Origin of the sequence: Nonomuraea sp. NPDC049486 (assembly GCF_040676925.1) — a bacterium.
GTDB lineage: Bacteria > Actinomycetota > Actinomycetes > Streptosporangiales > Streptosporangiaceae > Nonomuraea > Nonomuraea ferruginea.
The window spans coordinates 252,358-265,053 of sequence record NZ_JBFAPV010000002.1 but is presented as its reverse complement, the minus strand read 5'-3'; the positions used below and the strand labels follow the sequence as shown (position 1 = coordinate 265,053).

The window sequence follows — 12,696 nt, the reverse complement described above, 5'->3', positions numbered from 1 at the left end:
CCGCGGGGCCGCCCGCTCACACAGCCTTAGGCGCTCAACGCCGGTGGGGTCCGCCCTTCGGTGAAGGACACGGCGGCCGTGCCGTCCGGGGCGCCACCGGCCGCCGTACGCCCCTCAGCATCAGGCCTGGCTGGCACGGCGGAAAGAGGCAGCCCCCTCCTTCCGTGACGGATACGGCACAGGGCCGCCCAACGGCAGTCAGGCGCGGCGGAGAGGCCGCCCGCCATCCCGTGAAGGACACGGCAGGGCCGCCCGACTGACCCGAGCCGTCGGCGGTGGCCCTGCGCGAGCGGCGGCTGGTCTGGCTGGCCGACCAGGAGGAGCTGGCCCGTGACTACCCGGTGCGGCGCTGTCCCTGCCGTACGACTTCTCGATGGCCGCCGCTCCCATCTGCGCCGGCGACACCGTCTGGGGGTCGCTGCTGCTGGCCTGGCCGCCGGGCCAGACCGAACGGGCCCGTACGAGCAACACCGGCCGACAGCCGCCCACCGGCCGTCAGGCGTGGCTGGCGCAGCGGAGAGAGGCGGCCCCTCCTTCCGTGACGGACACGGCACAGGGCCGCCCGTCTGACGGCCCGTACGAGCGGCGCCGGATGTCAGGCGTGGCTGGTGCGGCGGAGGGAGGCGGCGATGGCGGCGGCCGCGGCGCCGGGGTCCGGGGAGCCGGTGATGGGCCGTCCGATCACCAGGAGGTCGGCACCGTCGGCGAGGGCGCGTTCGGGGGTGGCGACCCGGGCCTGGTCCTGGGTGGCCGCGCCGGCCGGCCGGACGCCTGGGGTGATGAGGGTGATGTCGTCGCCCACCTCGGCGCGGACCGCGCGCAGCTCGTGCGGCGAGCAGACCAGGGCGGTGGCACCGGCCGCCACGGACAGGGCGGCCAGGCGGCGGACCGCGTCGGACGCCGGCCCGGCGAGGCCGATGCGTTCCAGGTCTTCCTCGGCGAGCGAGGTGAGCACGGTGACGGCGGCGATCTGGGTGTGCGGGGCCGCCTCCACCGCCGCACGGATCATGGCGGGGCCGCCGGCGGCGTGCACGGTCAGGATGGAGGGCCGCAGCCGGGCGACGGCCCCGGCGGCCCCCGCGACGGTGTTGGGGATGTCGTGCAGCTTGAGGTCGAGGAAGACCCTGACCCCGCTGGCCCCGCGCACGGAGGCGATCACGTCGGGCCCGTAGCGCAGGTAGAGCTCCAGGCCCACCTTCACCGTGGTGACGTGCGGGGTCACCAGCCCGGCCCACCGGGCGGCGGTCTCCAGGTCGGGGGCGTCGAGGGCGACGGCGATGGGTGCGGGAGTCAAGAGGTGCTCTCCTCGGTGTCGACGAGCAGGTGCCGGGCGGCGCCGCCCGGCGGGCGGTGGGCCAGGCCGACCGCGTCGGCCAGCCGCTGGAAGCCGCGCGCCTGCAGCAGGTCTTCGAGCTCGCGCTCGATGCGCAGGCAAGCGTACGGGTCGTTGAACAGCGCCGTGCCCACCCCGACCGCGCAGGCGCCGGCCAGGACGAGCTGGAAGGCGTCCCTGCCCGTCATGACGCCGCCGACGCCGATGAGCGGGACGCCGGGCAGCGCGGCGTGCACCTGCCAGACGCAGCGCACGGCGAGCGGCAGGATGGCGGGGCCGGACAGCCCGCCGGTGACGGCGGCCAGCGACGGCCGCAGCGTCTCGGTGTCGATGGCCATCCCGAGCGGGTTGTTGATCATGCAGAGGGCGTCGGCGCCGGCGTCGACGCAGGAGCGGGCGACGGCCACGATGTCGGCCACGTCGGGGGCCAGCTTGGCGACGACCGGGACGTCGTAGCGCATGATCGACCGGACGGAGGCGATCACCTCGGCGGCGGTGCCGCCCTCGCGGGCGAAGACGCGGCCGCGGTCTTCCATGTTGGGGCACGACAGGTTGACCTCGAGCGCGGTCACACCGGGCGCGTCGGCCAGCCTGCGGGCCAGTTCGGAGTATTCGGCGACGGAGCCGCCGCCGATCGACACGATGGTCCTGATGCCGCGCTGGGCCAGCCAGGGCAGCTCGCGTTCGAGGAAGACGTCGATGCCCGGCCCCTGCAGGCCGACGGCGTTGAGCATGCCGGAGGGCGTCTCGGCCATCCGGGGCGTGGGCCGCCCAGCGCGCGGCGCCATGGTGACCGAGCGCGTGGTGAGCGCGCCCAGCCGGTGCAGGTCGAAGAACTGGGCCAGCTCACGGCCCGCTGAGGCGCAGCCCGCCGCCGTGGTGACCGGGTTGGCCAGCTCCACGTGGGCGAGGAAGGTGCGCATGTCGACGGCCACGGCCATCACCCGCTATCCGGCATGGCGGGCACCGCCTCCGGGGGCGCCGAGCGCGTCGAACGGGATCGTCCCGACGTCCTCGAAGCGCACCCGCTCACCGCGGAACACCGGGCCCTCGGCGCAGGCGCGGACCATCCGGGTGGCGCCGTCGTCGCCGATGACCGGCAGCACGCACGTCATGCAGACGCCGATGCCGCACGCCATGGACTCCTCCACCGCCACCTGGACGGGGATGTCGAACTCCATCGCGACGGCCGTGACGGCGCGCAGCGACTCCATCGGCCCGCACGCGTAGACGGCGTCGGCCCGCGTGTCGGCGATCACCGACGGGAGCGCGTCGGTGACCCTGCCGCGCAGCCCGAGCGAGCCGTCCTCGGTGGTCAGCGTGGTGGTCTCGGCCATGCGCCGGGCCCGCATGGCCCCGAACACCCGGTCGGCGCTGGCCGCGCCGAGCACGAAGTCGACCCGGCAGCCTCGCTCCAGCAGCATGTCGGCCAGCGGGAACAGCACGGCCGAGCCGTACTCGGCGCCGACCAGCACGCAGTGGACCGGGTCACGGGGCAGCGGGAACGGCCGTCCGAGCGGCCCGACCAGGTCGAGCGTGTCGCGGGCGCGGCGCTCGGCCAGCCACGCGGTGCCCGGGCCGCGCACGGTGAAGACCAGCTCGACCGTGCCGCCGTAGTCGGCCTTGACGTCGTGGACGGTCAGGGCGCGCCGCGTCACCATGGACGAGTGCGCGCCCCCGACCGCGACGGAGACGAAGTGGCCGGGGCGGTGACGCTCGGCGATGCCGGGCGCCACCACGGTCAGCGCATGGTAGGCGTCGACCCGGCGCGTCGTCAGCACCGTGCCCGTCACCTGCACCGGAGTGCCGGCCAGTCTGCTTCACCTCCCGGGGGTGTCAGCCCCGTAGTGCCTTCGCGTGCTCCTGGAGGGACCGTACGCCGACGTCGCCCCGCACGATGGCCTGGATGCCGGCCGCGGCGGCGGCGAGCCCCGCCACCGTGGTGATGCACGGGATGCCGCGCAGCACGGCGGCCGTGCGGATCTCGTAGCCGTCGAGCCGCGACCCGGCCTGGCCGGGACTGTCGAACGGGGTGTTGACGATCAGGTCGATCTCCCCGTCGAGGATGGCCTGCACGCTGGTGGGTTCACCTCCTGGACCGGTCCCCTCGCCGTGCTTGCGCACGATCTTGGCATGGACGCCGTTGCGGCGCAGCACCTCGGCGGTGCCCTCGGTGGCGAGGATCTCGAAACCGAGGTCGGCCAGCGCCCTCACAGGGAAGATCATGGCACGCTTGTCCCTGTTGGCCACGGATACGAACGCGCGTCCCTTCGTCGGGAGTTCGCCGTAGGCGGCCGCCTGGGACTTGGCGAAGGCCACGCCGAAGAACGCGTCGATGCCCATGACCTCGCCGGTGGAGCGCATCTCGGGCCCGAGCACGATGTCGACGCCGTGGAACCGGTTGAACGGCAGCACCGCCTCCTTGACCGCGATGGACGCGTCCAGGGGGAGCGTGCCGCCGTCGCCCCCGGCCGGGAGCATGCCCTCGGCGCGCAGCTCGCGCAGCGTGGCGCCGAGCATGATCCGGGCCGCCGCCTTGGCCAGCGGCACCGCGGTCGCCTTCGACACGAACGGGACGGTGCGGCTGGCGCGCGGGTTGGCCTCCAGCACGTACAGCACCCCGGCCGAGATCGCGTACTGGACGTTGAGCAGGCCCCGCACGCCGACGCCGCGGGCGATGGACTCGGTGGCGGTGCGGATGCGCTTGATGTCGGCGCTGCCCAGCGTGATGGGCGGCAGCGCGCACGCCGAGTCGCCGGAGTGGATGCCGGCCTCCTCGATGTGCTCCATCACGCCGCCGAGGTAGAGCTCCTCGCCGTCGTAGAGGGCGTCGACGTCGATCTCGACGGCCTCGTCCAGGAACTTGTCGACGAGCACCGGGTGGCCGCCCTCCTGGGCGGCCATGTAGCGGGTGAGCGTCTCGTCGTCGTACACGATGGCCATGCCGGCGCCGCCGAGCACGTACGAGGGACGCACGAGCACCGGGTAGCCGATGTCGGCGGCGACCTCGACGGCCCCGGCGACGGTGGTGGCGACGCCGTGCCTGGGCGCGGGCAGCCCGGCCTCGGCCAGCACCCGCCCGAACGCGCCGCGCTCCTCGGCCAGGTGGATGGACTCGGGCGAGGTGCCGACGACGGGCACGCCGGCGTCCTTGAGCGCCTGGGCCAGGCCGAGCGGCGTCTGCCCGCCGAGCTGCACGATGACGCCGGCGACGGGGCCGGTCTGCTGCTCGGCGTGCACCACCTCCAGGACGTCCTCCAGGGTGAGCGGCTCGAAGTAGAGCCGGTCGGAGGTGTCGTAGTCGGTGGAGACGGTCTCCGGGTTGCAGTTGACCATGACGGTCTCGAACCCGGCCCTGGACAGCTCGAAGGAGGCGTGCACGCACGCGTAGTCGAACTCGATGCCCTGGCCGATGCGGTTGGGCCCGGAGCCGAGGATGATCACCTTCTGCCGGGTGCCGGTCGGGACCTCGCTCTCCTCGTCGTAGGTGGAGTAGAGGTAGGGCGTCTTGGCGGCGAACTCGGCGGCGCAGGTGTCGACGGTGTTGTAGACGGGCCGCAGGCCGAGCGCGTGGCGCAGGTCGCGGACGCGGGCCTCGTCGATGCCCCGGATCTCGGCGATCTGGGCGTCGCTGAAGCCGTGGCTCTTGGCCGTGGCCAGCACGTCGGCGGTCAGCTCGGGCGCGCCGGCGACGGCGCGGGCCTGCTCGTCGAGCTGGTAGAGCTGGTCGAGGAACCACGGGTCGATGCCGGTGGACTCGTAGAGCTCCTCCGCCGTGGCGCCGGCCCGGATGGCCTGCTGCACGGTGCGCAGCCGGCCGTCGTGCGGGGTGCCGGCGGCGGCCAGCAGCTCGTCCTTGGCGCCGGGGTCGCCGGTCCAGGAGAAGGAGGAGTCCTTCTTCTCCAGCGAGCGCAGCGCCTTCTGCAGCGCCTCGGTGAAGGAGCGGCCGATGGCCATGGCCTCGCCCACCGACTTCATGTGGGTGGTGAGGGTGCGGTCGGCGCCGCTGAACTTCTCGAACGCGAACCGGGGGACCTTGACCACGATGTAGTCGAGGGTGGGCTCGAAGGAGGCCGGGGTCTCCTTGGTGATGTCGTTGGGGATCTCGTCGAGCGTGTAGCCGATGGCCAGCTTGGCGGCGATCTTCGCGATCGGGAAGCCGGTCGCCTTGGAGGCCAGCGCCGAGGAGCGCGACACGCGCGGGTTCATCTCGATGACGATCATCCGGCCGGTGCGCGGGTCGACCGCGAACTGGATGTTGCAGCCGCCGGTGTCGACGCCGACCTCGCGGATGACCGCGATGGCCACGTCGCGCATGTTCTGGTATTCGCGGTCGGTGAGGGTGAGCGCGGGCGCGACGGTGACGCTGTCTCCGGTGTGGACGCCCATCGGGTCGATGTTCTCGATGGAGCACACGATGACCACGTTGTCGTTCTTGTCGCGCATCACCTCCAGTTCGTACTCCTTCCAGCCGAGGATGGACTCCTCCAGGAGCACCTCGGTGGTCGGGGAGGCGTCGAGCCCGGCCCCGGCGATGCGCCGCAGGCCGGCCTCGTCGTAGGCGAACCCGGACCCGGCGCCGCCCATGGTGAACGACGGCCGCACGACCAGCGGGTAGCCCAGCTCTCCGGCTCCGGCCAGCACCTCGTCCATGGTGTGGCAGATGACCGAGCGGGCCGACTCGGCGTTCAGGCCGCGCTCGGCGGCGACCTTGGCGACGATCTCCTTGAACCGCTCGCGGTTCTCGCCCGCCTGGATGGCGTCGAAGTCGGCGCCGATCAGCTCGACCCCGTAGCGCTCCAGGACGCCCGCCTCGTGCAGCGCGACCGCGGTGTTGAGCGCGGTCTGGCCGCCGAGGGTGGGCAGCAGCGCGTCGGGCCGCTCCTTGGAGATGATCTTCTCGACGAACTCGGGGGTGATCGGCTCGACGTAGGTGGCGTCGGCGAACTCGGGGTCGGTCATGATCGTGGCCGGGTTGCTGTTGACCAGGATCACCCGGAAGCCCTCGGCCCGCAGCACGCGGCAGGCCTGGGTGCCCGAGTAGTCGAACTCGCACGCCTGCCCGATCACGATCGGCCCGGAGCCGATCACCAGCACGGACCTGATGTCGTCACGCTTGGGCACGGTTCATGACCTCGCAGAACTCGTCGAACAGGTAAGCGGCGTCGTGGGGCCCGGCGGCGGCCTCGGGGTGGTACTGGACGCTGAAGGCGCGCCCGTCGAGCAGGCGCAGTCCTTCCACGCAGCGGTCGTTGAGGTTGACGTGGCTGACCTCGGCGAGCCCGTAGGGGGTCTCGAACGGCCCGCCGAGCGGCGCCTCGACGGCGAACCCGTGGTTGTGGGAGGAGATCTCCACCTTGCCGGTGCGGACGTCCTGGACCGGCTGGTTGACGCCGCGGTGGCCGTAGCGCAGCTTGTAGGTGGACAGGCCGAGCGCCCGGCCGAAGAGCTGGTTGCCGAAGCAGATGCCGAAGAACGGGACCTTCGCCTCCAGCACCTTCCGCAGCGCGCTCACGTCGGCGGTCGCCGGGTCGCCTGGGCCGTTGGAGAAGAACACGCCGTCGGGGCGGACGGCCATCATGTCGTCGAAGGTGGCGGTGGCGGGCAGCACGTGCACCTCGCAGCCGCGCTCGGCCATCCGCTGCGGGGTCATGGCCTTCATGCCGAGGTCGATCGCTGCCACGGTGTAGAGCTTCGGCCCGATCGCGGGCACGACGTACGGCTCGGTGGTGGCGACCTCGCCGGTCAGGTCGGCGCCCACCATCGAAGGCGCCGTGCGCACCCGCTCGACCAGTTCCTCGACCGGCCTCGCCGGGCGGGAGAAGATGCCGGCCCGCATGGCGCCGCGCTCGCGCAGGTGGCGGGTGAGCGCGCGGGTGCCGGGGATGGCGATGCCGACGACGCCCTGGTCCTTCAGGTAGTCGCCGAGCGAACGGGTGGCCCGCCAGTTGGACACCACCCGGGACGGCTCGCGCACGACGTAACCGGCGACCCAGACGCGGCCGGACTCCGGGTCCTCGTCGTTGACGCCGGTGTTGCCGATGTGCGGGGCGGTCATGGCGACGATCTGGCGGTGGTAGGACGGGTCGGTGAGCGTCTCCTGGTAGCCGGTCATGCCGGTGTTGAAGACCATCTCGCCGAACGTCTCGCCTTCGGCGCCGTAAGAGGTTCCGTGGAAGACGCGACCGTCCTCCAGTACGAGCACGGCTCTGGTCACACCAGCTTCCCTTCGAGGACGGTGGGCTTGCCGCGCAGGAACGTCGCCACCACCCGCCCGGGCAGGGTCAGCCCGGTGTAGGGGGTGTTGCGGCTCCTGGAGGCGAAGGACGACGGGTCCACCGGGCTGCGGTGGGAGGGGTCGTAGAGGGTGAGGTTGGCGGGGGCGCCGGCCTCGATCGGGTGGCCGTGGCCGGTCAGCCGGCCGATGCGGGCGGGAGCGTACGACATGCGCTCGGCGACGCCGGGCCAGTCGAGCAGGCCGGTGTCGACCATGGTCTCCTGCACCACGCTGAGCGCGGTCTCCAGGCCGATCATGCCCATGGCGGCGGCCGACCACTCGCTCTCCTTGTCCTCCACCGGGTGGGGGGCGTGGTCGGTGGCGACGACGTCGATCGTGCCGTCGGCGAGGGCCTCGCGCAGCGCCTCGACGTCGGCGCGGGTGCGCAGCGGCGGGTTGACCTTGTAGATGGGGTTGTAGGCGCCGACCGGCGAGTCCTCGACCAGCTCGTCGGTGAGCAGGAGGTGGTGGGGGGTCACCTCGGCGGTGACGTCCCAGCCCTTGGACTTGGCCCAGCGCAGGATCTCGACCGACCCGGCGGTGGAGACGTGGCAGACGTGCAGGCGGGAGCCGACGTGCGCGGCCAGCAGGCAGTCGCGGGCGATGATCGCCTCCTCGGCGACGGCGGGCCAGCCGGTGAGGCCGAGCCGGCCGGAGACGACGCCCTCGTTCATCTGCGCGCCCTCGGTGAGCCTGGGCTCCTGGGCGTGCTGGGCGACGACTCCGTCGAACGCCTTGACGTACTCCAGGGCGCGGCGCATGAGCACCGCGTCGGAGACGCACTTGCCGTCGTCGGAGAAGACGCGGACGCGGGCCGCGGAGTCGGCCATCGCGCCCAGCTCGGCGAGCTGGCGGCCCTCCAGCCCGAGGGTGACGGCGCCGACGGGCTGCACGTCGCAGTGGCCGTGCTCGTGGCCGAGCCGCCACACCTGCTCGACCACGCCGGCCGTGTCGGCGACCGGGGAGGTGTTGGCCATGGCGTGCACCGCGGTGTAGCCGCCGCGGGCGGCGGAACGGGTGCCGGTCTCGACGGTCTCGGCGTCCTCGCGGCCGGGCTCGCGCAGGTGGGTGTGCAGGTCGACGAGGCCGGGCAGGGCGATCGCGCCGCCGCCGTCGATCTCCTCTCCCTCGCCGGTCAGGCCCGCGCCGACCTCGGCGATGACGCCGTCGCCGACGCGGACGTCGACCGGCTCACCACCCAGGATGCGTAGGTTTCGGATGATCATCATGCCTCCTTCGTCGGCACGACGATCATGATGATGCTGTGCCTATTTGTTCGCTCGCTTCGCTCACTCACGCTGTGTCTCCCCCGAGTAGCAGATAGAGCACGGCCATGCGGATGGTCACCCCGTTGGCGACCTGCTCGACGATGGTCGAGCGCGGGGAGTCGGCCACCTCGGCGGCGATCTCCATGCCCCGGTTCATCGGGCCGGGGTGCATCACGATGGCGTCGTCGGGCATCTTGGCGAACCGGTCGCGGTCGAGGCCGTAGCGGCGGGAGTATTCGCGCTCGCTCGGGAAGTAGGAGGCGTTCATCCGCTCCTTCTGCACCCGCAGCATCATGACCGCGTCGGACTTGGGCAGCACGGCGTCGAGGTCGTACGAGACCGCGCACGGCCAGATGTCGACCGCGACGGGCAGCAGGGTGGGCGGCGCCACCAGCGTGACCTCGGCGCCGAGGGTGTGCAGCAGCAGCACGTTGGAGCGGGCGACCCGGCTGTGGAGCACGTCGCCCACGATGGCGATCTTGCGCCCGTCGAGGCCGCCCAGGCGGCGGCGCATCGAGAAGGCGTCGAGCAGCGCCTGGGTGGGGTGCTCGTGGGTGCCGTCGCCGGCGTTGACCACGCTGCCGTGGACCCAGGTGGCCAGCCGGTGCGGGGCTCCGGAGGCCGCGTGGCGGATCACGACGGCGTCGGCGCCCATCGCCTCCAGGGTGAGCGCGGTGTCCTTGAGCGACTCTCCTTTGGAGACGCTGGACCCTTTGGCGGAGAAGTTGATCACATCGGCGGACAGCCGCTTCGCCGCCGCCTCGAAGGAGATGCGGGTCCGGGTCGAGTCCTCGAAGAACAGGTTGACGACCGTGCGGCCGCGCAGCGTGGGCAGCTTCTTGATGGAACGTTCCGAGACCCTCGCCAGCTCCTCGGCGGTGTCGAGGATGAGCAGCGCGTCGTCACGGGTGAGGTCGCCGGCGGAGATGAGGTCGCGGTTCACCTGGCGTCCCCCTTCCTGAGGATCACGGCGTCGCGCCCGTCGGTCTCCCGCAGGGACACCTTCACCTTCTCGCTCTTGGCCGTGGGAAGGTTCTTGCCGACGTAGTCGGCGCGGATGGGCAGCTCGCGGTGGCCGCGGTCGACCAGGATGGCGAGCTGGACGGCGGCCGGGCGCCCGAACTCGCTGAGCGCGTCGAGCGCGGCGCGGACGGTGCGGCCGGAGTAGAGGACGTCGTCGACGAGCACCACGATCTTGCCGTCGACGCCGTCGGGCGGGAGATCGGTGCGGCCGAGCGGCCGGGCGGGGCCCTGGCGCAGGTCGTCACGGTGCATCGTGATGTCGATCGAGCCGACGGGGATCTTGACCCCTTCGAACTGCTCGATGCGCTCCCCGAGCCGGCGGGCGAGGGTCACGCCGCGGGTGGGGACGCCGATCAGGACGACTTCGTCGGCGCCTTTGGTGCGTTCGAGGATCTCATGGGCGATGCGGGTCAGCGCCCGATGGATGTCCGGGCCCTCGAGAACGGCCCTGGATTCGGACATGCCGGAATCTCACCACCTTTCCCGCCTCACTGGACGGGTCTTAAAGGGTGTTGGTCGCGACACACAGTACCAGGCGCCACCTGCCGGAACGGGACGCCCCACCCCGCCTATCGAGGTGATCCCGGGACGAGCCTGGGGATAGAGACACAATGACCTTCCATGTGGACTCCGAGGTGGGCGCCCTCCGGCAGGTGCTGCTGCACCGGCCCGACCTCGCGCTGAAGCGGCTCACGCCTTCCAACAAGGAAGCGTTCCTGTTCGACGAGGTGCTGTGGGTGCAGCGGGCGGTGGAGGAGCACGAGGAGTTCCAGCGGGTGCTGCGCGAGCGGGGCGTGCGGGTCCATCTGCTGGACGAGCTGATCAGGGAGACGGTCGAGATCCCCGAGGCGCGCCGCCACATCCTGGACAAGACCGTGGACGAGCGCTTCCTCGGCCCGCTGGCGGTCGACGACGTGCGCAACACGCTGGACGCGATGGACGCGGCCACCCTGCAGCTGTTCCTGACCGGCGGCATCACCAAGCGGGACCTGCTCGAACGCGACTGCGACCCCACGTCGGTGGCCTACCACTCGCTCGACGACGACGACTTCGTGCTGCCGCCGCTGCCCAACCACCTGTTCACCCGCGACCCGTCCTGCTGGGTGTACGACGGGGTGTCGGTCAACGCGATGCGCAAGAAGGCCCGGATGCGCGAGACCGTGCACATGGAGGCGGTCTACGCCTTCCACCCGATGTTCGCCTCCGGCTTCGACCGGCCGGGCGGCTTCCGGGTCTGGCTGCCGGGGCAGGCGATCGCGCCGGCCACGATCGAGGGCGGCGACGTGCTGGTGATCGGGCGCGGCGCGGTGCTGGTCGGGATGAGCGAGCGCACCCAGCCGCAGACGGTCGAGATGCTGGCCAGGCGGCTGTTCCGGACGGGCTCGGCGAGCCGGATCGTGGCGCTGCGTATGCCCCGCACCCGCGCGTTCATGCACCTGGACACGGTGATGACGATGGTGGACGTCGGCGTGTTCACCAAGTACGCGGGCCTCGGCATGCTGCCCTCCTACACGATCGAGCCCGGCGACACCGAGAAGGAGCTGAAGGTCACCGACCACCCGCCGCGCGACATGCACCGGGCCATCGCCCGCGCCCTGGACCTCGACGACATCAAGGTGCTCACCGCCACCCAGGACGTCTACGCCGCCGAGCGGGAGCAGTGGGACGACGGCTGCAACGTGCTGGCCGTCGAGCCCGGCGTGGTGATCGCGTACGAGCGCAACACCACCACGAACAACCACCTGCGCCAGAACGGCGTCGAGGTGATCACCATCCGCGGGAGCGAGCTGGGGCGTGGCCGAGGCGGCCCGCGCTGCATGAGCTGCCCCCTCGAACGGGACGGGATCTGAGCCGTGCGGGTCATCGTCGCGCTGGGAGGCAACGCGGTCCTGCGGCGGGGCCGGCGGCCCGACGCCGATACGCAGATCGCCGAGGTGAACTCCTCGATCAGGACGCTGGCCGGGCTCGCGGCCGGGCACGAGCTGATCATCACCCACGGCAACGGCCCCCAGGTCGGCATGCTGGCCCTGCAGAGCGCCGCCGACCCCGGCCTGAGCCGGCCCTACCCGTTCGACACGCTGGTCGCGCAGACCCAGGGCATGATCGGCTACTGGATCCTGCAGGCCCTGCAGAACGCGCTGCCCGGCCGGCAGGTCATCGCCATGGTCACGCAGACGCTCGTGTCGGCCGTCGACCCGGCCTTCCGCGACCCCGCCAAGTTCGTCGGGCAGGTGTACGAGCGGGACGAGGCCGAGAAGCTGGCCCGCGAGCACGGCTGGACGGTCAAGCCCGACGGGGAGCACTGGCGGCGGGTGGTCCCCTCCCCCACCCCGCGGCGGGTCGTGGAGACCCGGCTGATCCGCCGGATGGCGCGCGAGGGCGTGGTGGTGGTCTGCGCGGGCGGCGGCGGCGTCCCGGTGATCCGCGACGAGCGCGGCCGGCTCACCGGCGTCGAGGCGGTCGTCGACAAGGACCTGACCGCGTCGCTCCTGGCCGAGGCGCTGGAGTGCGACGCGTTCCTGAGCTTGACCGACGTGCCCCGCGTGATGCGCGACTTCGGCACCCCGCGCGAGTCCGGGATCGCGCACACCACCCCGCACGAGCTGCGCGCGCTGGACCTGCCGGCCGGGTCGATGGGCCCCAAGGTGGAGGCGGCCTGCCGGTTCGTGGAGCACACCGGCGACATGGCCGCCATCGGCCGGCTCGACCAGGCTGAGCGGATCCTGGCCGGCGACGCCGGCACGATCGTGACGCCCAACGCGCGCTGGCCGCGGACCGGCACGCTCTAGGAGGCA

General features: G+C 72.3%; 10 protein-coding genes. 2 read left to right on the top strand and 8 right to left on the bottom strand.

All coding sequences use genetic code 11. The annotated features are described in order from the left end of the window. Positions 1–595: 595 nt before the first annotated feature. The 8 genes from pyrF to pyrR form a co-directional block, all read right to left on the bottom strand. Positions 596–1,294, bottom strand: a complete 699-nt coding sequence (gene pyrF, locus AB0K05_RS06165) for an orotidine-5'-phosphate decarboxylase (protein ID WP_148032722.1) — start codon at positions 1,292–1,294, stop codon at positions 596–598. Beyond that, positions 1,291–2,274: a dihydroorotate dehydrogenase gene (locus tag AB0K05_RS06160; RefSeq protein WP_148032723.1), complete on the bottom strand. Its 984-nt coding sequence runs from the start codon at positions 2,272–2,274 to the stop codon at positions 1,291–1,293. The genes pyrF and AB0K05_RS06160 overlap by 4 nt, the downstream gene beginning before the upstream one ends. A 6-nt stretch (positions 2,275–2,280) precedes the next feature. Next, the gene (locus AB0K05_RS06155) at positions 2,281–3,132 is read right to left on the bottom strand and encodes a dihydroorotate dehydrogenase electron transfer subunit (RefSeq protein ID WP_187281258.1); all 852 of its coding nucleotides are present in this window, start codon (positions 3,130–3,132) and stop codon (positions 2,281–2,283) included. Between the two features lie 37 nt (positions 3,133–3,169). After that, positions 3,170–6,457 (bottom strand): carbamoyl-phosphate synthase large subunit, encoded by a 3,288-nt coding sequence (gene carB, locus AB0K05_RS06150; RefSeq protein WP_364227101.1) that lies wholly within the window; start codon positions 6,455–6,457, stop codon positions 3,170–3,172. Continuing rightward, positions 6,444–7,550 (bottom strand): glutamine-hydrolyzing carbamoyl-phosphate synthase small subunit, encoded by a 1,107-nt coding sequence (gene carA, locus AB0K05_RS06145; RefSeq protein WP_271275329.1) that lies wholly within the window; start codon positions 7,548–7,550, stop codon positions 6,444–6,446. The genes carB and carA overlap by 14 nt, the downstream gene beginning before the upstream one ends. Then, positions 7,547–8,839 (bottom strand): dihydroorotase, encoded by a 1,293-nt coding sequence (locus AB0K05_RS06140; protein ID WP_271275330.1) that lies wholly within the window; start codon positions 8,837–8,839, stop codon positions 7,547–7,549. Before AB0K05_RS06140 ends, carA begins: the two co-directional genes overlap by 4 nt. 64 nt (positions 8,840–8,903) lie before the next feature. Next, positions 8,904–9,821, bottom strand: a complete 918-nt coding sequence (locus AB0K05_RS06135; RefSeq protein ID WP_148032728.1) for an aspartate carbamoyltransferase catalytic subunit — start codon at positions 9,819–9,821, stop codon at positions 8,904–8,906. After that, positions 9,818–10,363: a bifunctional pyr operon transcriptional regulator/uracil phosphoribosyltransferase PyrR gene (gene pyrR, locus AB0K05_RS06130; RefSeq protein ID WP_148032729.1), complete on the bottom strand. Its 546-nt coding sequence runs from the start codon at positions 10,361–10,363 to the stop codon at positions 9,818–9,820. Before pyrR ends, AB0K05_RS06135 begins: the two co-directional genes overlap by 4 nt. 149 nt (positions 10,364–10,512) lie before the next feature. Here pyrR and AB0K05_RS06125 point away from each other — a divergent pair, with 149 nt between their 5' ends. Next, positions 10,513–11,751: an arginine deiminase gene (locus tag AB0K05_RS06125; RefSeq protein ID WP_148032730.1), complete on the top strand. Its 1,239-nt coding sequence runs from the start codon at positions 10,513–10,515 to the stop codon at positions 11,749–11,751. 3 nt (positions 11,752–11,754) lie between these two features. Then, positions 11,755–12,690, top strand: coding sequence for a carbamate kinase (gene arcC, locus AB0K05_RS06120; RefSeq protein WP_271275332.1), 936 nt, complete (start codon positions 11,755–11,757; stop codon positions 12,688–12,690). The last annotated feature ends 6 nt before the right edge of the window (positions 12,691–12,696 follow it).

Bases quoted from the DNA above. Each gene is read 5' to 3' on its own strand.
- AB0K05_RS06160 (WP_148032723.1), bottom strand. From the start codon at position 2,274: ATGGCCGTGGCCGTCGACATGCGCACCTTCCTCGCCCACGTGGAGCTG.
- AB0K05_RS06140 (WP_271275330.1), bottom strand. From the start codon at position 8,839: ATGATGATCATCCGAAACCTACGCATCCTGGGTGGTGAGCCGGTCGAC.
- pyrR (WP_148032729.1), bottom strand. From the start codon at position 10,363: ATGTCCGAATCCAGGGCCGTTCTCGAGGGCCCGGACATCCATCGGGCG.
- AB0K05_RS06125 (WP_148032730.1), top strand. From the start codon at position 10,513: ATGACCTTCCATGTGGACTCCGAGGTGGGCGCCCTCCGGCAGGTGCTG.